This is a genomic window from Rhizobium sp. R339 (assembly GCF_002211395.1).
Lineage (GTDB): Bacteria > Pseudomonadota > Alphaproteobacteria > Rhizobiales > Rhizobiaceae > Rhizobium.
Genome location: NZ_LOKV01000023.1, coordinates 100,220 through 122,782 on the forward strand (window position 1 = coordinate 100,220; position 22,563 = coordinate 122,782).

Sequence of the window (22,563 nt, forward strand, 5' to 3'; positions counted from 1 at the left end):
CTTCTTGGAAGAGAAGGTGGGAGGCTGGCACGATGACCCGTGCCGGGCTCGTTAGGGCTGCTTCCTTCCGGACCTGACCCGGTTGGCGAGTGGCTCGTCCACCACCAACCTCCCGAGTGCACATATCGGCAATATCGTCATCAAAAGCAAGCCAACATGATAAAAAACTGCTAGTCCTTGGAAAAGATAGGAGGAATGCCCTTGAACGGTTTCGAGCTCGACCCCCGGCTGGAAAAAGACAGCATCAGCATCATGGTGACCGGCCTCTGCGATGTGAGATTGTCCCGGGATGCCCGCTGGCCCTGGCTCATTCTCGTGCCGCGTCGGGCAGGCATTGCCGAAATTTTTGAGCTGACGCCGCTCGACCAGGTGCTGCTCGCCTTCGAGACGGAGCTCGTTGCCAAGGCCCTGAAGGAGGTCACGGGTGCAACAAAAATCAATATCGGGGCTCTTGGCAATATCGTCCGCCAGCTTCATGTTCATGTCATTGCCCGCTTCGAAGGTGATGCCAACTGGCCGGGTCCTGTCTGGGGCTTCGGGCGCGCTGAGCCCTACGAGGATGGGAAGAGAGATGAATTCATAGCGAAGCTGCGGGAAGCCCTTTCATCATGAGTCATTCGCTTTTCGATTCGGATGTGCCGCATCCGGAACCCAGCAATCTCACCGCCTTTGCCGCCAACGACCTCAATCGTGATTCCGAACATCGCGATGAAAAGTCGGTCGAAAGGGCGCTGGCGAGGGAAGGGACGCATATCTTCGCCTTCGCCAGGGACAAGCTGGTGCTGAAGCATGACGGGCAGGTGCTCGATCCACTCTTTGCCCGCTACGAGCTGCAGGAACTGCAGCCGGATTGGGACGAGACGGTGCTTCTCGGCTACCGCAAAACCGGCGAGCCCCGCCTCGCCGTTCCCGTCGGCGTCGATGTCGAGGATCTCGCCAGCCAATACAAGCCCGCCGACGGCCGCACGCTGTTTCGCGAGATGCTGATCGACGAGGTGCTGCTCGGCGAATTCGCCCAGGCCGCCAGCCTTATCCGCTGGAACGGCGACAACCGCTTTTGCGGCCGCTGCGGCTCGGCGATGGAAATCCACATCGGCGGCTACAAGCGGGTCTGCACCGCCTGCGAGCACATGATCTTTCCTCGCACCGATCCCGTCGTCATCATGCTGACGATCGACGAGAGCCGCGACCTCTGCCTGCTCGGCCGCAGCCCGCATTTCGCGCCCGGCATGTATTCCTGTCTTGCTGGCTTCGTCGAGCCCGGCGAGACCATCGAGAACGCCGTGCGCCGCGAAACCTTGGAAGAGTCGGGCATCCGCACCGGCCGTATCCGCTACCACGCCTCGCAGCCCTGGCCGATGCCGCATTCGCTGATGATCGGCTGTTACGCCCAGGCGAAATCCACCGAGATCAAGCGCGATGAGACCGAATTGGAGGATTGCCGCTGGTTCACCCGCGAGGAAACGCTCGAGATGATCGAGCGTCCAGGCGCCAACGGCAAGGCCTCGCCGCCGAAAGGGGCGATCGCCCACCGCCTGATGCGCGACTGGGTGGAGTGGAAGCGCTAGTGCCATGCCGGTCGCCCGTTCGGAACGGCTCCTGACGCTGCTCCAGACGCTTCGGCGTTATCGCAGGCCGGTGACCGGAACGGTGCTTGCCCAAGAAACCGGCGTCAGCCTGCGCACGCTCTATCGCGACATCGCCAGCCTGCAGGCCCAGGGCGCGATGATCGAAGGCGAGGCCGGCATCGGTTATGTGCTGAAGCCCGGCTTCATGCTGCCGCCGATGATGTTTTCCGAGGAGGAGCTGGAGGCGCTGGTGCTCGGCTCGCGCTGGGTGGCCCGCGCCGCCGAGCCGCGCCTTGCCGGCGCCGGTGCCGATGCTCTAGCCAAGATCGCCGCCGTTCTGCCGGACGACTTGCGCGAAATGATTGATTCGGCCGCTCTCTTCGTCGGCCCCAAACGCCGGGATGAAGATAGCGCGGATGTCTCGGCCATCCGCAGGGCGATCCGCCTGGAGCGCATTCTCGAACTGCATTACGGCGACGAGCAGGGCCGGATCTCGCGCCGCCGCGTCTGGCCTTTCGCGCTCGGCTATTTCGAACACGTGCGCGTCCTTATGGCCTGGTGCGAGCTGCGCCAGGATTTTCGCCACTTCCGCACCGATCGCATCATCGACATGGCACTGCATGAAGTGCGTTATCCGCGTCGCCGCACGGTGCTTCTCAAGGAGTGGCGAGAGACGCAGGACGTGCCGATCGAGCGGTGAAATGCTGCTGCCATAAACTGTCAGCAGTTGGCGTTATGATCAGTCTCAATTCATCAGGAAAGGACTGATCATGGCAACGTCTTCACTCATCCGCCAAGCCAGCGACCGTTTTGCAGTTGACGCCTTTGCCGATGTCATTTCGGCAGAAACTTTCGCTGATGTCGGCCAGTCCGAGCACTCCGGCCTTCGGCGCCTGATCATGAGCATCTTTCGGATTCGCAGCGCAAACCACACCATCCTCGATCTGGAAGCGGCGCCGGATTGCCGCAAACGCGACCTTGGCTTCATGGATGGACGCGACCCGCGCCGCCAGAGCCGTTTTTCGCTCTAGACCATCTGATCGTCATTCACATCGCCGGTAGAGAACGGGGCGCGGCTTTGCAGCGCCCTCAGGCGCCTGCTGCCATAAACTGGCGGCAGGCCGTTCCTCGCCGTGTCCAATTACCAGCAACGGGAGAACCGAAATGACCAGCCCCAATCTGATTATCCTTTACGTCAAGGACCCCGGCGAAAGCGCCAGTTTCTACCGGAACCTGTTGAACCGCGAACCGGCCGTGGAGGCGCCGAATTTCGTCGCCTTCCCGCTGGATGGCGGCTTCACGCTCGGCCTCTGGCGGCGCAGCAAGGTCGAGCCGCAGCCCTCCGCCATCGGCAACCGGGGCGAAGTGGCCTTCATGGTCGCGGGAGAAAATGCCGTTGCCAGGCAATATGAGGACTGGCGCCAGCGCGGCCTGCCGATCGCCCAGGAACTGACGGAACTGGATTTCGGCCCGACCTTTGTGGTGCTCGATCCGGACGGGCATAGGCTGCGCGTCTGTGAGCCGGATAAGTAATAGCTGATGGACGGGGCCTGCCTAGAGCAGGCCCCGCATCGCATGCCCCTTATAGACGCCGAGAATGCGCACCTTCTCGGAGAAGAACCGCAGCTCCTCCAGAGCCCGGCGAACGTTCGGATCGTTCGGATGGCCCTCGATATCGGCGTAGAACTGCGTCGCGACGAATTTTCCGCCGAGCTGGTAGCTTTCGAGCTTCGTCATGTTGATGTTGTTGGTGGCAAAGCCGCCGAGCGCCTTATAGAGCGCGGCCGGAATGTTGCGGACGTTGAAGACGAAGGTGGTGACGACCTTCTCTTCCGCCGAATTGCGCTGCGCCCATTCCTCATCCCGCGACAGGATGACGAAGCGAGTAACATTGTTTTCCGTATCCTCGACATTTTCAGCGACAATCTCCAGCCCGTAGAGATCGGCGGCAAGACGCGGGGCAAGCGCGGCCATCGAGCGATCGCCGGTTTCCTTCACGAGTTTCGCCGCGCCTGCGGTATCGCCGGCGATAACAGGCTTCCAGCCATGGGCGCGCACGATCTTGCGGCACTGGCCGAGCGCGTGGATGTGGCTGTGCACCGTGCGAATCTCGTCCTTGGTGACCCCGGGGAGCACCATCAGCTGGAAGCGGATCGGCATGAAATATTCGCCGATGATGTGCAGCCGCGATTCCGGCAGCAGATGGTGGATGTCGGCGACGCGCCCGGCAATCGTGTTCTCGATCGGGATCATCGCAATGTCGGCGTCGCCGTTGTCGACCGCCGTAAATGCATCCTCGAAGGTCTGGCAGGGCAGCGGCTCCATGGTCGGGTACATGTCGCGGCTGGCCATGTCGGAATTGGCGCCGAATTCGCCCTGGAAGGCGATCCTGTTGGTCTTGATGTTCATGGTGGTTCCGTCAGTTCGACTTAGAGCATGAAGCCGAAAAGTGTGAGCGGTTTTCGGACGACATTATGCTCTAACTCTTTAATTGAGAACAGGATTCAGATTTTAGGCCAACCGAGCCTAAAATCATCCTGTTCTGGCGGCGAGGATGCGCCGCGCCTTTTCGAGGTCGCCGGGAGTATCGACACCGAGCGGAACCGTGTCAACGATCTCGGCGTCGATGCGCATGCCGGCCTCCAGCGCCCGCAGTTGCTCCAGCGCCTCGCGCTTTTCGAGTGTCGACGGGCCGAGCGAAACGAACCGTTCCAGCGCCGCGCGCCGGTAGGCGTAGAGCCCAATATGGTGGTAGAGCGGCCCCTTTCCGTAAGGCGCGGTCGCGCGGGTGAAATAGAGCGCGTGCAGACGGGTCTCGGAGACGGGCGAACCGACGACCTTGACGATGTGCGGCGCGGTCTTGTCCTCTTCATTGTCGATCTCGGTCGTCAGCGTGCCGATATCGACGGCCTCGTTCTCAAGCGGACGCAAGGCCGCCCGCACGGTTTCCGGCTCGATCGTCGGCAGATCGCCCTGGATGTTGACGATGATCTTCGCCCTTCCGTCGGGATCGACCTTCTGCAGCGCCTCGAAGATCCGGTCGGAGCCAGACTGGTGATCCTGGCTGGTCATGACGACCTCGAAGCCGGCGGCGGCGATGGTATCGAACACCTCTTGGTCGTCGACGGCGACGACCAAGCGGCCGATGGCAGCCTCCTTCGCGCGCAAGGCCACCTGCACGATCATCGGCAGGCCGCAAATATCGGCGAGCGGCTTGCCCGGAAGCCGCGTGGACGCCATCCGCGCCGGGATCAATACGAGCACGTCGTCTAAATTTGAATCACTCATGGTTCGGGCCTTCTATTCCGGGCTGAAAAGTGTCAAAAAGTCTCACACGCAAGACCATTTAGACAGTTGCAACGATCAGCCAAAAGACATAGGTTCCGCGCGATTTCAAGATGGTCCGGTTTATGGTCTGCCGGCTGCAAGGGGAGCATTGCAGATGAATTCATACGTCAATACGGCCGTGGGGGCACTGCTCGGAACGATTTTCGTTCTGATGTCGGTCTCGATCGCGTCCGAGGGGATCTTCCATTCCGAAGCGCCGGAGAAGGAAGGTTTCGCGATCGTTGCCGAAGAGGCGCCCGCCGCCGGTGGCGAAGCTGCGCCGGCTGCTGCCGTTCCGATCGCGCAATTGCTCGCTTCTGCAGATGCCAAGGCCGGTGAAGTGGTCTTCAAGAAGTGTCAGGCCTGTCATGACGCCACCAAAGGGGGGCCGAACAAAGTCGGTCCTAACCTCTTTGGTGTCGTAGATCGCCCGATCGCCTCGCATGAAGGCTTCGCCTATTCCGCCGCCATGAAGGATTTCTCCAAGGGCAGCAGCGAAAAGTGGAGCTTCGAATTCCTCAACAAGTTCCTCCTGGCGCCGAAGAAGGACGTTCCCGGCACCGCGATGGGCTTTGCCGGTCTTCCGAAGGACCAGGATCGCGCCAACGTCATCCTCTATCTGCATACGCTGGCCGATTCGCCGGTACCGCTGCCGGATCCGAACACCGCAACGCAGTAAGGCGAAGCGCAATCGCGTGACAATCGAAGCCCGGCCGCAAGCTGGGCTTTCTTCATTCCTGGAGTAAGTTCAGGCGCCGAGGAAATAGGCCCAGAGCGAGACGGTGATGGCGCCGAGCGCCGTCGTGACCGAGATCGTCGAGGCGGCGAGGCTGTGGCCGACGCCGAAGCGATTGGCGATCAGCCAGGCGTTGACGCCTGTCGGCACCGATGAGGTCAGAACGATCGCCGCCGTCCATTCGGGGCTGAGGCCAAGGAGATAGCTTGCCGCCCAGACGCAGCCCGGCAGCAGCAGCAGCTTGCATGCCGATGTGACGCTGGCGATGCCGAGATTGCCGGATACGCCATATTTCTCCAATGCCATGCCGAGCGAGATCAGCGCCGCCGGGCCGGCAATGCCGGCGATCTGGTTGACGACTGTCGCCAGCGTCGCTGTCATGGTCAGACCGGAAAGATGCATGGCCATGCCGGCCGCAAGCCCGATCACCAGCGGGTTGCGGACGAGATTGATGACAATCTGGCGCACCACGAAGACCATGCTGCGGTCGCTTTTGCCGGCGATCTTTCGCTCGGCATGTTCCATCAGAACGGTGCCGGCGACCATCATGACGGGCAGATGCACGGCGAGCAGGATCGACAGCGCCACCAGCCCCTCGTCGCCGACGGTGCGCTCGACGAGCGGCAGGCCGATGAAGACGTTGTTGGCGAAGGCCGAGGACACGCCGGCAAGCACGCCGATCCGTTCGTCGCGACCGAAGAGGCGCGTGGCGGCGATATGACCGACCGCCCAGGTGATCGCGACGCCGGAGAAATAGACGATCCAGAGCCGGAACGGCGAGGCGCCGTGAAAATCCGCCTCGGCAATCGTGCGGAAGAGTAAGAGCGGCACGGCGATCTTGAAGACGAATTCGCTGAGCGCTTCGCCGACATTCGATGCCATCAATCCGCTGCGGACGATCACCCAGCCGATGAGAATCAGGATGAAGATGGGAAGGACGTCGAGAATGATGGCTGACATGGGAGAGGCTGCTTTGCGCGGGAAGTCCCACCTCTAACAGCAAACAGCCCGGATTGAAAAGACAAAGGCGGCCCGACCGGCAACTGGGTCATCCGCAAAGCAAAAAAAGCGGGCTGAGCCCGCTTTCCCGCTCCGGCCCTGCCGGATATCCGAATCACGAAGCTGCCAGTTCATCCGTGGTCAGCGTCGCGCCGGTAAGATCGAAGGGATCATCCCTTACGGGCCCGGCTGCAACCGAAAGCTGCTCATGCCGGTCTTCTTGCGAGTATTTCTAGATTTCGAAGATGACAGAGGCATGACGAATAAGCGGCACTTTTGCGAAGAAATAGCTGCACCATTCACCATTTATCCTTCCAAACCGCGGAAATTTCGCTAAGACCGAACCCCGGCTATCACAAATCCGGGACCCCCCATTTCATGACAAGATTCGATGTTCTGACAGTCGGCAACGCAATCGTGGATATCATTGCCCGTTGCAACGACCAGTTCCTCATTGACAACCAGATCACCAAGGCGGCGATGAATCTCATCGATGCCGAGCGGGCCGAACTCTTGTATTCGCGCATGGGGCCGGCCCTCGAAGCCTCCGGCGGCAGCGCCGGCAATACGGCGGCGGGTGTCGCGAACCTCGGCGGCAAGGCCGCCTATTTCGGCAATGTCGCCGCAGATCAGCTCGGCGACATCTTCACGCACGACATCCGCGCCCAGGGCGTCCACTACCAGACGAAACCGAAGGGCACCTTCCCGCCGACGGCGCGTTCGATGATCTTCGTCACAGAGGATGGCGAGCGCTCGATGAATACCTATCTCGGCGCCTGCGTCGAACTCGGCCCGGAGGACGTCGAGGCCGATGTCGTGGCTGACGCCAAGGTCACCTATTTCGAAGGTTACCTCTGGGATCCGCCGCGCGCCAAGGAGGCCATTCGCGACTGCGCCCGCATCGCCCATGAAAACGGCCGCGAAATGTCGATGACGCTCTCCGACAGCTTCTGCGTCGACCGTTATCGCGGCGAATTCCTCGATCTGATGCGCTCGGGCACGGTCGATATCGTCTTCGCCAATCGCCAGGAAGCGCTGTCGCTGTACCAAACGGAAGATTTTGAAGAGGCGCTGAACAAGATCGCCGCCGATTGCAAGATCGCCGCGGTGACGATGAGCGAGAACGGCGCCGTCATCCTGAAGGGCCGCGAGCGCTATTACGTCGATGCGATCAGGATCAAGGAAGTGGTGGACACGACGGGTGCCGGCGATCTCTTCGCCTCCGGCTTCCTCTATGGCTATACGCAGGGACGGTCGTTGGAAGATTGCGGCAAGCTCGGTTGCCTGGCGGCCGGCATCGTCATCCAGCAGATCGGTCCGCGCCCGATGACCTCGCTGTCCGACGCCGCCAAGCGGGCTGGGCTTATTTGAAGGCTTCGCCGGGATAGGCGCCCCAGATCTCCGACTGCGCCACCCAACCGGAGGCGCCGTCGGTTTCGGCGCGGCACCAGTCGCCGGTGCATTCGCCGATCGTCAGCATCACGCCGGGTTCCAGCTTGGCGACGACCGAGGCGGAAGGCAGCGCCTCGCGGCGCAGATTGACGTAGACGCCCTTGCCCTTCGTCTTCATCCAGGGCGCGGCGATTGCGGCGCGCTGGCCTGACAGCAGCGACTGGTTGACCCAGCCTTCGGTGCCGTCGGCATCGCGGATGCGCCGCCAGTTGTCATATTCCTGAATGATTTCCACCGGCAGCCCGGATTTCAGGTACATCCACGAAACGGCGTAATCCGTTCCCGGACCGATGCGCAGATTGACGCGTTTGGATTTCAGCGTCACGAAACGCGGCAACGGCAGTCCGCTCGGCCCCTTGGCCGCCTGCGCATGGGCAAATTCGACAGTTCCCAGGGATGCGGCCAGACCGATCGCGAGGGCGAGGCAGGACTTCAGGACTTTGCTGCGCATGGAAGCTTCCGTTTGCTCGAATCTGCGGGCCAGGCCCTGCCTGCTCGCTGGCCGGGCACTGACATTCCCCGGCTGCACCACGAGTTTTGTTTGTCTTCGCGTGCGGGTCTGGTAGAAAATGCCCGGAATGGGAAAATTATCACCCCTCTTGGTTAAAGACCTCTGAACAAGGCACGACAGGCAGCCATGACAGCGAAGAAAAAACCGAAGGTCTACATCACCCGCAAGCTGCCGGATGCCGTCGAAACCCGCATGCGGGAACTCTTCGACGCCGAGCTCAACATCGACGACACGCCGCGTTCCGTTCCCGAGCTGATCGCCGCCGTCAGGACCGCCGACGTGCTGGTGCCGACCGTCACCGATCGCATCGATGCGGCGCTAATCGATGAGGCCGGGCCGCAGATGAAATTGATTGCGAGCTTTTCCAACGGCACCGACCATATCGATGTCGAGGCGGCGGCGCGCAAGGGCATCACCGTCACCAACACGCCGAACGTGCTGACCGAGGATACGGCCGACATGACGATGGCGCTCATTCTCGCGGTGCCGAGACGGCTCGGCGAAGGCGCACGCGTATTGACCGACAAGCCCGGCGAATGGGCCGGCTGGTCTCCCACCTGGATGCTCGGCCGGCGCATCCACGGCAAGCGCATCGGCATCGTCGGCATGGGCCGCATCGGCACGGCGGTCGCGCGGCGCGCCAAGGCTTTCGGTCTTTCGATCCACTATCACAACCGCAAGCGCGCCAATCCGGCCGTCGAGGACGAGCTCGAGGCGACCTATTGGGAAAGCCTCGACCAGATGCTTGCCCGCGTCGACATCGTATCCATCAACTGCCCCTCGACGCCGGCGACCTTCCATCTGCTCTCGGCCCGCCGCCTGGCGCTCCTGCAGCCGACCGCCTATCTCGTCAATACTGCCCGCGGCGACGTGGTCGATGAAGCCGCGCTGATCAAGTGCTTGAGGGAAGGCAAAATCGCCGGCGCCGGCCTCGACGTGTTCGAGAACGAACCCGCCGTCAACCCGAAGCTCGTCAAGCTCGCCAATGAGGGCAAGGTGGTGCTGCTGCCGCATATGAGCTCGGCGACGATCGAAGGCCGGGTCGACATGGGTGACAAGGTCATCATCAATATCCGCACCTTCATCGACGGCCACAGGCCGCCGAACAGGGTGCTGCCCGGCCGTTGAGACGCCGCGTCGAACGCGATCAGGTGGGGCTGATCTCGGGCGCAAGGACCTTGCGCATCTCGATGAAGGTTGTCCTGGCAAAACCGGGATGGGCCTTCTCGGCGGTTCTGGAAAAGCCCCAGGCGGCAAAGACGGCGTGATTGTCGGTAAGCTCGATGCGTGTCTCCAGCCGCAAGACGGGAAGGCCGAGCGCTGCGGCCGTCTCCTCGGCGATGTCAAGCAGCCGCCTGCCGAGGCCTCTTCCTTGCGCCGAGGGGAGAACGGCGAGCTTGCCGACATAGAGGCAACCGGCCTCCGGCCGCAGGAAAAGGCAGCCGGTCAACCTGCCATCGTCGATCGCGACATGACCGATCTCGGCTTCGGCCTTCGCTGCCAGCGATTCCGCCGTCAGGCTGAGCGCCGACGATGGCGGGTCGATCCTGCCGTTCATCGAGGCAAAGGCGGTCAGGATGAGGGCAAGCAGTTCGTCCCAGCGCGTGAAGCTGGCATCGAGGCGGATGATCGTCATGGTGCCTGCCTTGCGCGACGCCGCCTGTAGCGCACGGTCTCGAACCGTGCCGAGAGGGCGTCGTAAAGCAGCAGCCGCCCGATCAGCGGTTCGCCAGCGCCGGTGACGAGCTTGATCGCCTCCATCGCCATCATCGTGCCGATGACCCCGGTGAGCGCGCCGATGATGCCGGCTTCGGAGCAGGCAGGGATGAGACCCGGCGGGGGAGCCTCGGGAAACAGGTCGCGATATCGCGGGTTGGGCGTCCCATCCTCAGCCGTCTCATAGGGCTTCAGTACCGTCAGCGAACCATCGAAACGCCCGACGGCGCCGGTGACGAGCGGGATGCGTGCTTCTTCCGCCGCATCGGCTGCGGCATAACGCGTGTCGAAATTGTCTGAGCCGTCGATCAGGAGATCGAAGCCGGACAAGTGACGGCGGGCGGTTTCCTGAGAGAATCGCTCCTCGAAACGGATCAGCCGGATATGCGGGTTGAGCCTGGCGATCGCCAAGGCGGCGCTCTCCGTTTTCAGCTCGCCGATCGTGCCGGAATCATGGATCACCTGGCGCTGCAGGTTCGAAAGAGAGACCCTGTCGTCGTCGACGATTCCGAGCGTGCCGACGCCGGCCGCGGCCAGATATTGCAGGATCGGCGCACCGAGGCCGCCGGCGCCGATCACCAGCACGCGGGCGGCTTTCAGCTTCTGCTGGCCTGCGCCGCCGATTTCGGGGAGCAGAATGTGGCGGTGATAACGGGTGATTTCATCGGGGCTGAGCGGTTCCATGGCGCCGATCGTATCATGGCGTCCGACGCCGGGAAAAGCCGCCTTCGTCATTCGAACACCTTGCCGTCGGACACCGTGAAGACCTGCGCCCGGTCGCCCAGCGCCGAGAACATCGCGCGATCTGTGCCGGTCATGAAAGCCTGGCCGCCGAGCCCGTCGATCAGGTCGAACAGCGCGGCGCGGCGGCCTTCATCCAGATGCGCCGCGATCTCGTCGAGCAGCAGGATCGGCGCGTGGCCGGTGAGATTGCCGACGAGCCGGGCGTGCGCAAGCACCAGGCCGACGAGCAGCGCCTTCTGCTCGCCGGTCGAGCAACGTTCGGCCTCCATCGCCTTTTCGCGGTGGTGCACGATGAGATCGGCGCGGTGCGGTCCTTCCAGCGTGCGTCCCGCGCCGGCGTCGCGGTAACGGCTCTCGGCGAGCATCGCCGCGTAATCGTCCTCGAGATCGACCGACGGGCGCGAGAACTGGCCGTCCATGAAACCGGAGAGCTGCAGGGACGCAGAGGGAAAGGGAGAGGTCTCGCGCGTTTCCTCGATCAGCCGGGCGAGCAGGCCGAGCATCTCCTGCCGGGCGAGCGCCATGGCGATGCCGAGGCTTGCCATCTGCTCCTCGATGCCGGTGAGCCAGGACGGATCGAAGCGGCCTTCGTCGAGCAATTTGTTGCGGCTGCGCATGGCGCGCTCGAAATCGCTGGCGCGGCGGCCATGGGCGGGATCGAGCGACAGCACCAGCCTGTCGAGAAAGCGCCGCCGGTCGGAGGAGGCGCCGGTAAAGAGGCCGTCCATCGCCGGCGTCAGCCAGAGAAGGCGCAGGTGGTCGGTCAATTCGTCGGCAGTCCTCGCCGGCGTGCCGTTGATGCGCAGCTTGCGGGTGGTGGTGTCCTCGCCGGTTTCGATACCGGTGCCGATCTCGACTTCCCCCTCCATGCCATCGAGCGCGGCGAAGATCGAAAAGCCGCCGGCCGCGCCGACGCGGGTAATATCGCCATAGGCCGCGCGCCTGAGGCCGCGGCCGGGCGAAAGCAGCGAGACCGCCTCCATCAGATTGGTCTTGCCGGCACCATTATCTCCCGTCAGCACGACGTGCCGGCCATTAAGGCCAAGCGTCGCCGCCGCATAATTGCGGAAGTCGCTCAGCTTGAGGCGGGAAAGGGAAACCTTGTGCGGCATCGGATGTCCGGAATCGTTAAGCGTGACAGCTAAGCCGAAGCGGTGCCGATGGCAAGGCTCGCCGTTTCTTTGCAATCGTAACGTCCTGTTGGCGCTGGCGAAAAATCAGCGCTGCAGCGGGCGGCGATAGAACGGGGAGTGCTCTCAACGTTTCAAAAAAATACAACCTGGGAGGCCATGGTTGGGCGACTCCAGGCTACGCCGCCTGCAAGGAACGGCTACGGCTCGCGCGCCTTGATATCAGGGGCTTTGACGCATTTTTGCGAAACGGCTGACGTAACGTAAAGCCCAGAAAAAGTCGGTTGAAATTTGCAACTTTCGGGTTGAGTTATCCCGCAGAAACGATATGGTGAACAAAGCGTTTATGTAAAGAGAGTGGTGAAGTGCCAGATCCGGTTGATATTATCGTTGGTCGCAACATCAGACAGCTTCGCGCCCTTCGCCGTGTTTCCCAGCTCGAACTTGGTGAAGCACTCGGACTGACTTTCCAGCAGATCCAGAAATACGAAAAGGGAACGAACCGCGTTTCTGCCAGCAAACTGCACCAGATCGCAGTATTTCTCGGTGTCGAGATCTCCGCTCTCTTCGAGGGAACGGGCATATCGGAATTCGGCAGCCGGATCGAACTCAGCCCCGACGCCTATGCGCTTGCCCTGAGCTACGACAAGCTGAGCTCGACCGCAGGCAAGGAAGCCGTCAAGACCATCCTCACGCTCATGACCGGCGAAGCGGTCGAAAGCGCCGCCTGAGCGTCAGCTTTATGCCAGGAAAAACGGGGCCTCTTCAAGGAATGGAGGGCGCCCGGACCTTTGCATGTCTGCAGCGCAATCGCGCGGCAGGTCCACATCACCTAAGGAACAGAGCGTCTGGGTGACGGCGTGCGAAGAGAGCGGCTGCGGCGGATGCGTCGCCTGAAGGCATGCCGCGCAAAGTGGGCAGCGGTTTTTTTTCGACAACGATGTGCGAGGAAATGAAGACCTGAAGCGCGCGAAGCGATCCGAAAGATCGCCGCATATGTTAGTGAATCTCGCACCCATGCAGCGCCGTCAGCAGATCGTCCTGCGTCTGGTGGCCGGCATGGTAGAGGTCGATCGCCATGCTGGCGATGGAAAGGCCCTGCTGGCTGCGAAGCTTGATGTTGCGTTCGGCGCACCATGTGTAGATGGCGCCGGCGAGAACGTCGATGTCTTCGGACTGAGAGGAAAAGGCTGGCGCCATGATGGATACTCTTGCTTCCGTGGTCCCGCGTCCGATGGGACGCGCTGAGAACGCTGTGTTGTCTTAATTGCGCATCATTCTCCCGGTATCGGTGCCGTCTTCTGATTATGCGCTGACGGCAGAGATTGAAGTCATTTGGAAAACTTGCAAGCGGCATCATCCGCCTGCGTTAACGCAGTTTCTTTTCCGATTGAACGCCGTATCGATCTGGAACAGATGTCCCAAATTGGGACTGGCCCGATAAAAAAGCCGGAGACGTTTCCGTCCCCGGCTGTTGCGATTGCGTATCGATCGGAGCCTCAGCCTTCGAAGAATTCCTTCATCCGGGCAAAGAAGCCCGTCGATTCGGGATTGTTCTCCTTGGAGGAAATCTGCTCGAACTCCTGCAGCAGCTCGCGCTGACGCTTCGTCAGCTTCTGCGGCGTTTCGATCTGGATCTGAATGTAGAGGTCGCCCGTCTGCGCCGAACGCAGCACCGGCATGCCCTTGCTCTTCAGACGGAACTGCTTGCCGGCCTGCGTGCCCTCGGGAACCGTTACGCGCGATTTCGTGCCGTCGAGCGTCGCCACGTCGAAAGTACCGCCGAGGGCGGCCGTCGTCATCGAGATCGGAACGGCGCAATAGAGATCGGCTCCATCGCGCTGGTAGAACTCGTGCGGCTTCACCGACAGGAAGATATAGAGATCGCCGGCCGGTCCGCCGCGGGTGCCGGCTTCACCCTCGCCCTGGAGGCGAATGCGTGTGCCGTCCTCGATGCCCGAGGGAATATTGACCGAGAGCGAACGCTCTTCCGTCACCCGGCCCTGGCCGTGGCACTTCTGGCAGGGATCGGGAATGATCTGGCCGCGGCCATGGCAGGTCGGGCAGGTCCGCTCGATCGAGAAGAAGCCCTGCGCGGCGCGCACACGCCCCGTCCCCTGGCAGGTGCCGCAGTTCTTCGGCTGCGTGCCGGGCTTGGCGCCTGAACCCGAACAGACGTCGCAGGTGATCGACGTCGGCACGCGGATCTGCGCCGTCTTGCCGGAGAAGGCCTCTTCCAGCGTGATTTCCATGTTGTAGCGAAGATCGGCGCCGCGTTCGCGCCCGCCCGACGAGCGCTGGCGCGCGCGTCCGCCGCCCATCATCTCGCCGAAAATATCCTCGAAAATGTCCGAGAAGCCGCCGCCGGCAAATCCGCCGCCACCGCCGCCCATGCCGCCATGCTCGAAGGCCGCATGGCCGTAACGATCATAGGCCGCCCGCTTCTGCGGGTCCTTGAGCATTTCATAGGCTTCGTTGATTTCCTTGAACTTCCGTTCGGCGTCCTTGTCATCCGGGTTCTTGTCCGGATGGTATTTCATCGCCAGTTTTCGGAAGGCGCTTTTCAGCTCTTTCTCGTCCGCCGACTTGGCTACACCCAGAGTTTCGTAAAAGTCCGCTTTTGCCATTAAGGATTAAACCCCGGAAATGGATTTCCGGCTGCCATGGTGAGCAGCCGGATCAGGTGTTGAAGCATAACCACGCCGCCGCGGATTACGCGGACTTCTTGCGGTCGTCGTCCTTGATTTCCTCGTAGTCGGCATCGACGACATTGTCGCCGCCTTCCGCCGAGGCATCGGCAGCAGCGCCGCCTTCGGCCTGCTGTGCTTCATAGATCGCCTGGCCGAGCTTCATGGAAACTTCCATGAGTGTCTGGGTCTTGGCCTTGATGTCTTCGGCGTCGGCTTCGGTTGCCTCGGTCGCGGACTTCAGAGCGGCGATCGCATCCGAGATTGCGGTGCGGTCGGCTTCGGAGACCTTGTCGCCGTAATCCTTCAGCGACTTTTCCGTGGAGTGGATCAGGCTTTCGGCCTGGTTCTTGGCTTCCACGCCCTCGCGGCGCTTCTTGTCTTCGGCCGCATGCGACTCGGCATCCTTGACCATCTTCTCGATGTCGGCGTCGGAAAGACCGCCGGAAGCCTGGATGCGGATCTGCTGTTCCTTGCCGGTGCCCTTGTCCTTGGCCGAAACCTGCACGATGCCGTTGGCGTCGATGTCGAAGGTGACTTCGATCTGCGGCACGCCGCGCGGCGACGGCGGCAGGCCGACGAGGTCGAACTGGCCGAGCAGCTTGTTATCGGCAGCCATTTCGCGCTCGCCCTGCGAAACGCGGATGGTGACGGCCTGCTGGTTGTCTTCCGCGGTCGAGAAGGTCTGGCTCTTCTTCGTCGGGATCGTCGTGTTGCGCTCGATCAGGCGGGTGAAGACGCCGCCGAGCGTTTCGATGCCGAGCGACAGCGGGGTCACGTCGAGGAGCAGAACGTCCTTGACGTCGCCCTGGAGAACGCCGGCCTGGATCGCGGCGCCGAGGGCGACGACTTCATCCGGGTTGACGCCCTTGTGCGGCTCCTTGCCGAACAGCTGCTTGACGACTTCCTGTACCTTCGGCATGCGGCTCATACCGCCGACGAGAACGACTTCGTCGATTTCGGCTGCGGTAACGCCGGCATCCTTGAGGGCTGCCTTGCAGGGCGCGATCGTGCGCTGGACGAGATCGTCGACCAGGCTTTCGAGCTTGGCGCGGGTCAGCTTCAGCGTCAGGTGCTTCGGGCCCGAGGCGTCAGCCGTGATGAACGGCAGGTTGATTTCGGTCTGCTGCGAGGACGACAGCTCGATCTTGGCCTTTTCGGCAGCTTCCTTGAGGCGCTGCAGGGCAAGCTTGTCGTTCTTCAGGTCGATGCCGTTGTCCTTCTTGAACTCGGCAACGAGATATTCGACGAGACGCATGTCGAAGTCTTCACCGCCGAGGAAGGTGTCGCCGTTGGTGGACTTCACTTCGAAGACGCCGTCGCCGATTTCCAGGATCGAAATATCGAAGGTGCCGCCGCCAAGGTCGTAAACGGCGATCGTCTTGCCGTCCTTCTTGTCGAGGCCGTAGGCGAGAGCGGCAGCGGTCGGCTCGTTGATGATGCGGAGCACTTCAAGACCGGCGATGCGGCCGGCATCCTTGGTTGCCTGGCGCTGAGCGTCGTTGAAGTATGCCGGAACGGTGATGACGGCCTTTTCGACCTTTTCGCCGAGATAGGATTCGGCGGTTTCCTTCATCTTCTGAAGGATCATCGCGGAAATCTGTGCGGGCGAGTAGCCCTTGCCATTGGCTTCGACCCAGGCGTCGCCATTGTCGCCCTTGACGATGCTGAAGGGAACGAGATGCTTGTCCTTCTCGACGGTCGGATCTTCGTAGCGGCGGCCGATCAGGCGCTTCACCGCAAAGAGCGTGTTCGTCGGGTTGGTGACCGCCTGGCGCTTGGCCGGCTGGCCGACGAGGCGCTCGCCATCATCGGAAAAAGCCACCATGGAAGGGGTGGTGCGTGCACCTTCCGCATTCTCGATGACCTTCGCGTCCTTGCCGTCCATGACTGCGACGCAGGAATTCGTCGTTCCAAGGTCGATACCAATTACTTTTGCCATGTCATTCTCTCCTTGAAGCAAGCTGTCGGAACCCCGAGAAGGCATTTCCCTGACAGCCCCTTACGGGATGGGTCTACTTGAGATTACGCAATCGTGATTGCGGTGATGCGGCGTATATAAGGAGCGGTTTTCTGGACTGCAAGGCGGCAATTGGCCCGGAATCCAGCAAAACGAATGTGTTGCATTCAATTTTGACGGCAGCCGGGAAGGAGGTCTGCCGCTTGCCCGGAAGGGAGCCGTTTCCTAAAGCATCGGGCTTGTGCCGGGCGTGCCGCAAAAATCTCATTGGCCCATGATCAGATCAAGCAGGGTGGTGCGGCGCGGCTGCACCGAAGAGGTCGCCTGCGGCGTCCCGACATCGCCGGGCGGCACGACGTTTCCATAGCCGGAGCCATCGCCTTCGGCGACGTCTGAAGGCGGAACCGGACCGTTTCCGGACGGCGCATTTTGCTGGCGCACGGGCGCCTGCGGATAGCGATTGGAACTTTCGTCACCGCCGAAGACGCCGGAAATGATGCCGCCGATCGTCGTCGATGGCGGCGCCTCGGCCGTGACCGGCTGCCCGCCGTCGGGTACGGCCTGCGCCATCGGCTGGCCGTTGTTCTGATCGCCGATCAGCTGGCCGTTGCCAAAGAGCGGAGCCGGCGAAAGACCCTTATGGGCGGCGATCATGAATTCCTTCCAGGCCTTGGCCGGAAGACCGCCGCCGGTCACTTTCTTCATCGGCTTGCCGTCGTCATTGCCGAACCAGACGCCTGTCGTGAGATTGCTGGTGAAGCCGACGAACAGCGCGTCGCGCGAATTCTGAGTCGTGCCGGTCTTTCCTGCCGCCTGCCAGCCGGGGATCTTGGCGCTCTTGCCGGTGCCGTTTTCGATGACGCCCATCATCATCGCATCCATTTCGGCGGCGATCTGCTCGGAGAGCACGCGCGGCGGGCTGTCATAGGTATTTTCGTAGAGAACCTTGCCTTCGGCGGTGGTCACCCGGCGGATGACATGCGGCGTCGCCTTGTAGCCGCCGTTCATGAAGGCGGCGTAGGAGGCGGTCAGCTCCATCAGCGAGACCTCGGATGTGCCGAGCGCAATCGACGCGTTCGGCTGCAGCTCGCTTTCGATGCCGAGCCGGTGGGCGAGCTTGATCACCTGATCCGGCCCGTCATACATCACCAGCTGCGCGGCCACTGTGTTCAGTGACTTGGCAAGCGCGGTTGCCAGTGTCACTTCGCCATTGTATTTTTTCTCGTAATTCTCCGGCGTCCAATCGCCGATGCGGATCGGCGCGTCGTTGAACACCGAAAAAGGCGTCAGTCCCTTCTCCAGCGCAGCGGCATAGACGAAGGGTTTGAACGAGGATCCCGGTTGGCGCTTCGCCTTGACGGCGCGGTTGAACTGGCTTGCCGCATAATCCCTGCCGCCGACGAGCGCGCGGATCGCGCCGGTGCCGTCGATCGAGACGAGTGCCGCCTGCGAGGCGTCGAGCTTGCCGCCTTCCTTGTCGAGCACGTCGACCAGCGATTGTTCGGCCTTCTTCTCCAGTGATTTGTCGATGGTCGTATCGACGATGACGTCTTCCTTGATGTCGCCGATCAGCCCGGGCAATTGATCCATCACCATGTCGGCGACATAGTGCCCGGCGCCCGACCAATAGCTCTTGGCCGAAGCCGGGGTCTGCGACATCGCCGTCTTCACCTCGGAATCGGTGATGAAGCCCTGCTCTCGCATCGCCGCGAGTACGAGTTGGGCGCGTGCATTCGCCGCTTCCGCGTCGCGGGCCGGCGACAGCCGCGACGGCGCCTTGAGCAGGCCGGCCAGCACGGCGGCCTCGCCGAGGTTCACGTCACGCGCTGATTTGTTGAAGTAGCGCCGCGACGCCGCTTCGACGCCATAGGCATTCGATCCGAAGAACACGCGGTTGAGATACATCGCAAGGATCTGGTCCTTGGTATATTTCTGCTCCAGCCAGAGCGCCAGCAGCACCTCCTGCACCTTGCGCTCCAGCGTTCTCTCGGGAGAGAGGAAGAGGTTCTTGGCAAGCTGCTGCGTCAGTGTCGAGCCGCCCTGCACCATGTGGCCGGCGGTGAAGTTGGTGACGATCGCTCGGCCGAGGCCGAGCGGATCAACGCCGAAATGCGAATAGAAGCGCCGGTCTTCGATGGCGATGACGGCTTCCGGAATATAGGGCGACATGTTTTCGAGCGACAGCGCCTCGCCGCCGGTGGCACCGCGATTGGCGATGACGCTGCCGTCGACGGCGGTAATCTTGACGTTCGGCGGCCGTTCCGGGATCGCCCATGTGCTGGCGCTCGGCATGCGCGAGCCGTAATAGACGACAAGCCCGGCGACGCCGATGCCGGCCCAGATGAAAAGCACGACGCACCAGTAGACCACGCCGCGCAGGAAGCCGAAAAAGCCGCCGCCTTCGCGCTCGCGCGGCTCGCGCCGCCGGCGGGGAGCCGCCCTCTGTTTCGGGGGTTTTGAGCTGCCGCGCCGCGCGGACCGGTTTCCGGCTATGCGGTCGTCGGCATCGAGCGAGAACTCGTCATCGTCGCGTGCCGGACGGCCGCTGAAGGACGGTTCGATTCTGTCGCCTGATCTGCCTCTGCCTGCCATCGCCGACCGGTCACACCCCTGTTCGATCGCGAAGCCCGGCTTCGCACAACGGCGCACTTGCGGGCGACGCGATCATCCGAGTGAACTTTAATTGCGGCGATTTAACGGGGTGTTAAAGAACATAAAGTGGCGGAAACTACGCCTCTCGCCTTCAATACTGGCGAGCCTCGTAATCATCGGTCGTCTCCGGGTCTTGCTTATATTCCCATTGGCCCAAATGGAAACGGCGCCAGATCTGGCCGGAAGGATTGAGGTTTGTCCCATCGGTGAGGCGCACGGGAAGGATGGGATTGTATTTATGCCAAACGGTAAGGTCTTTGGCGGCCGCCCGAGGGCCGAAAAGCCCGAAGAAAGCCAGGTAGTCTTGCGTCATCAGCTTCCAGCCTCGAACGGATCAAATCAATCCGCAATGTCGTGAAGGTGCAATAAAGAACCCTGCAAGACAAGGGCATCACGAGATCCTCACAGCAAATCGTCGGTGGCTTCCGTCGCACCCACGACGCTGCGTTGCACATCTTTTCTCGGACAGGTGGAACCAACAGGCTTCGAGGTTGTTTATGGGGAAGCGGGACAGCCCCCTCACGTCCCGCGAATGATCGGCCGTCTCCCCTCAACACGCGCCGATCGACATCAGGCCCGGTGCATCCCCCCAAGGGATCGCCGGGCTTTTTCTCGAGTGCCCGCCGTGCCGACAAATGCCAAAAGGGCGGCGCTGCCGCCGCCCCTTATTTATCATTGGTCGCAGGAGAGATCGCCGGGGAGGCAATCAGGATCTCTGCGATCCGGTCTGCGGTTTCCATCTCGCCAGCCGTCCTGCCTCTCCTGATCGCCGGCTCGATTGCGCCAGTCTCTGTCGCGGTCCCGGTTGCGCCAATCCCTGTCGCCGTCCCGGTTGCGATCCGCATCGCGCCAGTTCCGGTCGTCGTTCCGGTTGTCTCGGTCCCGCCGATCCCGGTCCCGGGCGCGATTGTCGCGGTCGCGGTAGTAATAGTCCGGGCCGCGGCTCCAGCGGTCACGCTCGCGGTAGAAATCTCGGTTGCGGTAATAGCGATCCCAATAATTGTCGACGCTGAAGCGGATGACCGGAATGCCGAGCGGACGGTAATATTGCGGACCGACATAGATGCGGCGCTGCTGATAGAGGGCCTGGACATATTGGCCGGAGACCCAGCCGCGGCCGCCGTAGAATTCCACGTCGCACCAGTTGACGTCGGAAAGGCAGCCGCGAATCTCGACGGCGGAGCCGGCGGGTATGACCGCGACGGCAGGATACCGGGTGCTCGGTCCCGCACGCATGTTGACGTTCGCCGTCGAATAGCCCTCGGCAGCCTGCGCGACCACAGGCGCCAGCACGAACAGGCCGGCCGCAGCGATTTTAGCAAACAGATTTTTCACGCTTCTCTTACTCCTGATAGGCGCATTCTCGGGCAGCGCCTTGTATTTGCCATCCGACCGAACGGTGAAACCTTCGCCCTCTACGCGAGAGAGCGTTATCATTCACCTTGTCTTTCAATGACTTATATGACGATCGCGATGAACGTAGCTTGAACGGGGAGACTCCCGCGCCTTCTCATAGCCGGGCAACCCCGCGCATTCGAGGAGGCGTTAACGATCCGTTAACCTTTCGAGGGCAGTCTGCCTGCAATACCCGCTGCTCCTTGACCACGGATGAACTGGCACTGAGCGAGCGGATGACGAAAGGCCGGTTTCAACCGGCCTTTTTGTTATCGCGATCTGGAACGCCGCACCTTCAGGCGGCGAGCGCCTGAAGGATCCGCACCCAGGAGCGGATGCCCTTGTGGTAGGAAACGAGCTCGTATTTTTCGTTCGGCGAATGGATGCGGTCATCGCTGAGGCCGAAGCCGACGAGCAGCGATTCCATGCCGAGCATCTTCTGGAAATCGCCGACGATCGGGATCGAGCCGCCCATGCCGATGACGATGGCGGGTTTCGGCCACTCGTCGGACAGCGCGCTCTTCGCCTTGGTCAGAACAGGCGAATCATAGGAGAGATGAATCGCCGGCGAGCCGCCGTGCGAATGGAATTCGACCGAGCAGTCGGCCGGAATCTTCGACCTGATATAGCTGCGGAAGGCCTCGCGGATGGCGGCCGGATCCTGCGTGCCGACGAGTCGGAACGATACCTTCGCCGAAGCCTTGGCGGCGATCACCGTCTTGAAGCCTTCGCCGGTATATCCGCCCCAGATGCCGTTGACCTCGGCAGTCGGCCGCGCCCAGGTAAGTTCCAGCACCGAGCGGCCTTTTTCGCCGGATGGAATGGAAAGGCCGACTTCGCCGAGGAAGCTTTCCGCCGTCTTGCCGAGCGTCTCCCATGACGCCTTGATGTTGTCGGGCGTCTCCTCGACGCCTTCATAGAAGCCGTCGAGCGTAATGCGGCCCGTTTCGTCATGCAGGCCGGCAAGGGCCTCGACGAGGATATGGATCGGATTTGCCGCAGCACCGCCGAAGAGGCCGGAGTGCAGATCGCGGTCGGCAGCCGTCACGATCACTTCCTCGCCGACGAGGCCGCGCAGCGCTGCGGCGATCGCCGGCGTGTCGCGGTCCCACATGCCGGTATCGCAAACCAGCGCATAATCGGCCTTGAGTTCGGCGGCATTGGCTTCCAGGAAGGGCTTCAGCGACGGCGAACCGGATTCTTCCTCGCCCTCGAACAGGATGGTGATGCGGCAGGGAAGGGCGCCGTTGATTTCCTTATAGGCGCGGCAGGCCTCGACGAAGGTCATCAACTGGCCCTTGTCATCCGACGTGCCGCGGCCGGTCAGGATCTCGCGGCCTTCGCCGACATCCTTGATCGACGGCTCGAAGGGGTCGTTCTCCCAAAGTTCGATCGGATCGACCGGCTGAACGTCGTAGTGGCCGTAGAAAAGAACGTGCGGCGCATCGGCGCCGGCGCCGGCATGGTGGGCGACCACCATCGGATGGCCGGGCGTGTCGCGCACCGATGCCTCGAAGCCCAGCCCCTGGAGATAGGCGACCAGCCATTCGGCGGCTTTGCGGCATTCTGCCTTATAGGCGGGATCGGTGGAAATCGACTGGATGCGCAGAAGCTCGAACAGCTTTTCAAGGCTCGATGAAAGATTCTGGTCCGCGCGCGAAAGCACCGGTTGTATATCGGTCATTT

The 22,563-nt window shown here is 62.1% G+C and carries 23 protein-coding genes and 1 other RNA gene; 9 read left to right on the forward strand and 15 right to left on the reverse strand.

Features of this window, described 5'->3' with window-relative positions:
• Positions 1-16: 16 nt before the first annotated feature.
• Positions 17-113: signal recognition particle sRNA small type (gene ffs, locus ATY76_RS19680), an RNA gene on the reverse strand.
• Positions 114-201: 88 nt separating this feature from the next.
• Here ffs and ATY76_RS19685 point away from each other — a divergent pair.
• The 5 genes from ATY76_RS19685 (at position 202) to ATY76_RS19705 (ending at position 3,101) form a co-directional block, all read left to right on the forward strand.
• Positions 202-612 (forward strand): HIT family protein, encoded by a 411-nt coding sequence (locus ATY76_RS19685; RefSeq protein ID WP_088676945.1) that lies wholly within the window; start codon positions 202-204, stop codon positions 610-612.
• Complete coding sequence (nudC, locus tag ATY76_RS19690) at positions 609-1,568, forward strand: NAD(+) diphosphatase (protein WP_088676412.1); 960 nt, start codon at positions 609-611, stop codon at positions 1,566-1,568. The genes ATY76_RS19685 and nudC overlap by 4 nt, the downstream gene beginning before the upstream one ends.
• A gap of 4 nt (positions 1,569-1,572) precedes the next feature.
• Positions 1,573-2,268, forward strand: a complete 696-nt coding sequence (locus ATY76_RS19695; RefSeq protein ID WP_088676413.1) for a YafY family protein — start codon at positions 1,573-1,575, stop codon at positions 2,266-2,268.
• 70 nt (positions 2,269-2,338) lie between these two features.
• Positions 2,339-2,599, forward strand: coding sequence for a hypothetical protein (locus ATY76_RS19700; protein ID WP_088676414.1), 261 nt, complete (start codon positions 2,339-2,341; stop codon positions 2,597-2,599).
• A gap of 133 nt (positions 2,600-2,732) precedes the next feature.
• Positions 2,733-3,101 carry a VOC family protein gene (locus tag ATY76_RS19705; RefSeq protein WP_039617221.1) on the forward strand — a complete coding sequence of 123 codons (369 nt, stop codon included), beginning with the start codon at positions 2,733-2,735 and terminating at the stop codon, positions 3,099-3,101.
• A gap of 21 nt (positions 3,102-3,122) precedes the next feature.
• Here the strand turns inward: ATY76_RS19705 and ATY76_RS19710 are convergent, their stop codons facing one another.
• Together ATY76_RS19710 and ATY76_RS19715 are read right to left on the reverse strand one after the other, a co-directional pair.
• Positions 3,123-3,977 carry a prephenate dehydratase gene (locus ATY76_RS19710; protein WP_088676415.1) on the reverse strand — a complete coding sequence of 285 codons (855 nt, stop codon included), beginning with the start codon at positions 3,975-3,977 and terminating at the stop codon, positions 3,123-3,125.
• A gap of 123 nt (positions 3,978-4,100) precedes the next feature.
• Positions 4,101-4,856: a 3-deoxy-manno-octulosonate cytidylyltransferase gene (locus ATY76_RS19715; RefSeq protein WP_088676416.1), complete on the reverse strand. Its 756-nt coding sequence runs from the start codon at positions 4,854-4,856 to the stop codon at positions 4,101-4,103.
• 154 nt (positions 4,857-5,010) lie between these two features.
• Between ATY76_RS19715 and ATY76_RS19720 the strand changes: the two genes are divergently transcribed.
• Entirely contained in the window at positions 5,011-5,574 is a 564-nt protein-coding gene (locus ATY76_RS19720; RefSeq protein ID WP_088676417.1) for a cytochrome c family protein, read from the forward strand.
• 69 nt (positions 5,575-5,643) lie between these two features.
• Here ATY76_RS19720 and ATY76_RS19725 read toward each other — a convergent pair whose 3' ends face one another.
• Positions 5,644-6,591 (reverse strand): AEC family transporter, encoded by a 948-nt coding sequence (locus tag ATY76_RS19725; protein ID WP_088676418.1) that lies wholly within the window; start codon positions 6,589-6,591, stop codon positions 5,644-5,646.
• A 417-nt stretch (positions 6,592-7,008) separates the two neighbouring features.
• On the opposite strand from ATY76_RS19725, the gene ATY76_RS19730 reads away from it, so the two are divergent.
• Positions 7,009-8,001, forward strand: coding sequence for an adenosine kinase (locus tag ATY76_RS19730; protein WP_088676419.1), 993 nt, complete (start codon positions 7,009-7,011; stop codon positions 7,999-8,001).
• On the opposite strand, the gene ATY76_RS19735 is transcribed toward ATY76_RS19730, so the two are convergent.
• Positions 7,994-8,533: an SH3 domain-containing protein gene (locus ATY76_RS19735; protein WP_088676420.1), complete on the reverse strand. Its 540-nt coding sequence runs from the start codon at positions 8,531-8,533 to the stop codon at positions 7,994-7,996. The genes ATY76_RS19730 and ATY76_RS19735 overlap by 8 nt on opposite strands.
• Positions 8,534-8,719: 186 nt before the next feature.
• Here ATY76_RS19735 and ATY76_RS19740 point away from each other — a divergent pair, with 186 nt between their 5' ends.
• Positions 8,720-9,721, forward strand: coding sequence for a D-glycerate dehydrogenase (locus ATY76_RS19740; RefSeq protein WP_088676421.1), 1,002 nt, complete (start codon positions 8,720-8,722; stop codon positions 9,719-9,721).
• 19 nt (positions 9,722-9,740) lie between these two features.
• Here ATY76_RS19740 and ATY76_RS19745 read toward each other — a convergent pair whose 3' ends face one another.
• The 3 genes from ATY76_RS19745 to recF are packed head-to-tail and all read right to left on the reverse strand — an operon-like array spanning position 9,741 to position 12,165.
• Entirely contained in the window at positions 9,741-10,229 is a 489-nt protein-coding gene (locus ATY76_RS19745) for a GNAT family N-acetyltransferase (protein ID WP_088676422.1), read from the reverse strand.
• Complete coding sequence (locus ATY76_RS19750) at positions 10,226-11,044, reverse strand: molybdopterin-synthase adenylyltransferase MoeB (protein WP_088676423.1); 819 nt, start codon at positions 11,042-11,044, stop codon at positions 10,226-10,228. The genes ATY76_RS19745 and ATY76_RS19750 overlap by 4 nt, the downstream gene beginning before the upstream one ends.
• Positions 11,041-12,165, reverse strand: coding sequence for a DNA replication/repair protein RecF (recF, locus tag ATY76_RS19755; RefSeq protein WP_088676424.1), 1,125 nt, complete (start codon positions 12,163-12,165; stop codon positions 11,041-11,043). Before recF ends, ATY76_RS19750 begins: the two co-directional genes overlap by 4 nt.
• Before the next feature lie 383 nt (positions 12,166-12,548).
• Between recF and ATY76_RS19760 the strand changes: the two genes are divergently transcribed.
• Complete coding sequence (locus ATY76_RS19760) at positions 12,549-12,914, forward strand: helix-turn-helix transcriptional regulator (RefSeq protein WP_088676425.1); 366 nt, start codon at positions 12,549-12,551, stop codon at positions 12,912-12,914.
• A 268-nt stretch (positions 12,915-13,182) separates the two neighbouring features.
• Here ATY76_RS19760 and ATY76_RS19765 read toward each other — a convergent pair whose 3' ends face one another.
• The 7 genes from ATY76_RS19765 to ATY76_RS19795 form a co-directional block, all read right to left on the reverse strand.
• Positions 13,183-13,383: a hypothetical protein gene (locus tag ATY76_RS19765; protein ID WP_088676426.1), complete on the reverse strand. Its 201-nt coding sequence runs from the start codon at positions 13,381-13,383 to the stop codon at positions 13,183-13,185.
• A gap of 299 nt (positions 13,384-13,682) precedes the next feature.
• Positions 13,683-14,810, reverse strand: a complete 1,128-nt coding sequence (dnaJ, locus tag ATY76_RS19770) for a molecular chaperone DnaJ (protein ID WP_088676427.1) — start codon at positions 14,808-14,810, stop codon at positions 13,683-13,685.
• 85 nt (positions 14,811-14,895) lie between these two features.
• The gene (gene dnaK / locus ATY76_RS19775) at positions 14,896-16,812 is read right to left on the reverse strand and encodes a molecular chaperone DnaK (protein ID WP_088676428.1); all 1,917 of its coding nucleotides are present in this window, start codon (positions 16,810-16,812) and stop codon (positions 14,896-14,898) included.
• A gap of 282 nt (positions 16,813-17,094) precedes the next feature.
• Positions 17,095-19,422: a transglycosylase domain-containing protein gene (locus tag ATY76_RS19780; protein WP_088676429.1), complete on the reverse strand. Its 2,328-nt coding sequence runs from the start codon at positions 19,420-19,422 to the stop codon at positions 17,095-17,097.
• Between the two features lie 151 nt (positions 19,423-19,573).
• Positions 19,574-19,795 (reverse strand): hypothetical protein, encoded by a 222-nt coding sequence (locus tag ATY76_RS19785; RefSeq protein ID WP_088676430.1) that lies wholly within the window; start codon positions 19,793-19,795, stop codon positions 19,574-19,576.
• 359 nt (positions 19,796-20,154) lie between these two features.
• Positions 20,155-20,817, reverse strand: a complete 663-nt coding sequence (locus ATY76_RS19790) for an SH3 domain-containing protein (RefSeq protein ID WP_088676946.1) — start codon at positions 20,815-20,817, stop codon at positions 20,155-20,157.
• 355 nt (positions 20,818-21,172) lie between these two features.
• Positions 21,173-22,561 carry a dipeptidase gene (locus ATY76_RS19795; protein ID WP_088676431.1) on the reverse strand — a complete coding sequence of 463 codons (1,389 nt, stop codon included), beginning with the start codon at positions 22,559-22,561 and terminating at the stop codon, positions 21,173-21,175.
• Positions 22,562-22,563 lie beyond the last annotated feature (2 nt).

Excerpts from the sequence above, each read along its gene's own strand:
- nudC (WP_088676412.1), top strand. The coding sequence starts at position 609 with ATGAGTCATTCGCTTTTCGATTCGGATGTGCCGCATCCGGAACCCAGC.
- ATY76_RS19695 (WP_088676413.1), top strand. The coding sequence starts at position 1,573 with ATGCCGGTCGCCCGTTCGGAACGGCTCCTGACGCTGCTCCAGACGCTT.
- ATY76_RS19700 (WP_088676414.1), top strand. The coding sequence starts at position 2,339 with ATGGCAACGTCTTCACTCATCCGCCAAGCCAGCGACCGTTTTGCAGTT.
- ATY76_RS19705 (WP_039617221.1), top strand. The coding sequence starts at position 2,733 with ATGACCAGCCCCAATCTGATTATCCTTTACGTCAAGGACCCCGGCGAA.
- ATY76_RS19710 (WP_088676415.1), bottom strand. The coding sequence starts at position 3,977 with ATGAACATCAAGACCAACAGGATCGCCTTCCAGGGCGAATTCGGCGCC.
- ATY76_RS19715 (WP_088676416.1), bottom strand. The coding sequence starts at position 4,856 with ATGAGTGATTCAAATTTAGACGACGTGCTCGTATTGATCCCGGCGCGG.
- ATY76_RS19720 (WP_088676417.1), top strand. The coding sequence starts at position 5,011 with ATGAATTCATACGTCAATACGGCCGTGGGGGCACTGCTCGGAACGATT.
- ATY76_RS19725 (WP_088676418.1), bottom strand. The coding sequence starts at position 6,591 with ATGTCAGCCATCATTCTCGACGTCCTTCCCATCTTCATCCTGATTCTC.
- ATY76_RS19730 (WP_088676419.1), top strand. The coding sequence starts at position 7,009 with ATGACAAGATTCGATGTTCTGACAGTCGGCAACGCAATCGTGGATATC.
- ATY76_RS19735 (WP_088676420.1), bottom strand. The coding sequence starts at position 8,533 with ATGCGCAGCAAAGTCCTGAAGTCCTGCCTCGCCCTCGCGATCGGTCTG.
- ATY76_RS19740 (WP_088676421.1), top strand. The coding sequence starts at position 8,720 with ATGACAGCGAAGAAAAAACCGAAGGTCTACATCACCCGCAAGCTGCCG.
- ATY76_RS19745 (WP_088676422.1), bottom strand. The coding sequence starts at position 10,229 with ATGACGATCATCCGCCTCGATGCCAGCTTCACGCGCTGGGACGAACTG.
- ATY76_RS19750 (WP_088676423.1), bottom strand. The coding sequence starts at position 11,044 with ATGACGAAGGCGGCTTTTCCCGGCGTCGGACGCCATGATACGATCGGC.
- recF (WP_088676424.1), bottom strand. The coding sequence starts at position 12,165 with ATGCCGCACAAGGTTTCCCTTTCCCGCCTCAAGCTGAGCGACTTCCGC.
- ATY76_RS19765 (WP_088676426.1), bottom strand. The coding sequence starts at position 13,383 with ATGGCGCCAGCCTTTTCCTCTCAGTCCGAAGACATCGACGTTCTCGCC.
- dnaJ (WP_088676427.1), bottom strand. The coding sequence starts at position 14,810 with ATGGCAAAAGCGGACTTTTACGAAACTCTGGGTGTAGCCAAGTCGGCG.
- dnaK (WP_088676428.1), bottom strand. The coding sequence starts at position 16,812 with ATGGCAAAAGTAATTGGTATCGACCTTGGAACGACGAATTCCTGCGTC.
- ATY76_RS19780 (WP_088676429.1), bottom strand. The coding sequence starts at position 19,422 with ATGGCAGGCAGAGGCAGATCAGGCGACAGAATCGAACCGTCCTTCAGC.
- ATY76_RS19785 (WP_088676430.1), bottom strand. The coding sequence starts at position 19,795 with ATGACGCAAGACTACCTGGCTTTCTTCGGGCTTTTCGGCCCTCGGGCG.
- ATY76_RS19795 (WP_088676431.1), bottom strand. The coding sequence starts at position 22,561 with ATGACCGATATACAACCGGTGCTTTCGCGCGCGGACCAGAATCTTTCA.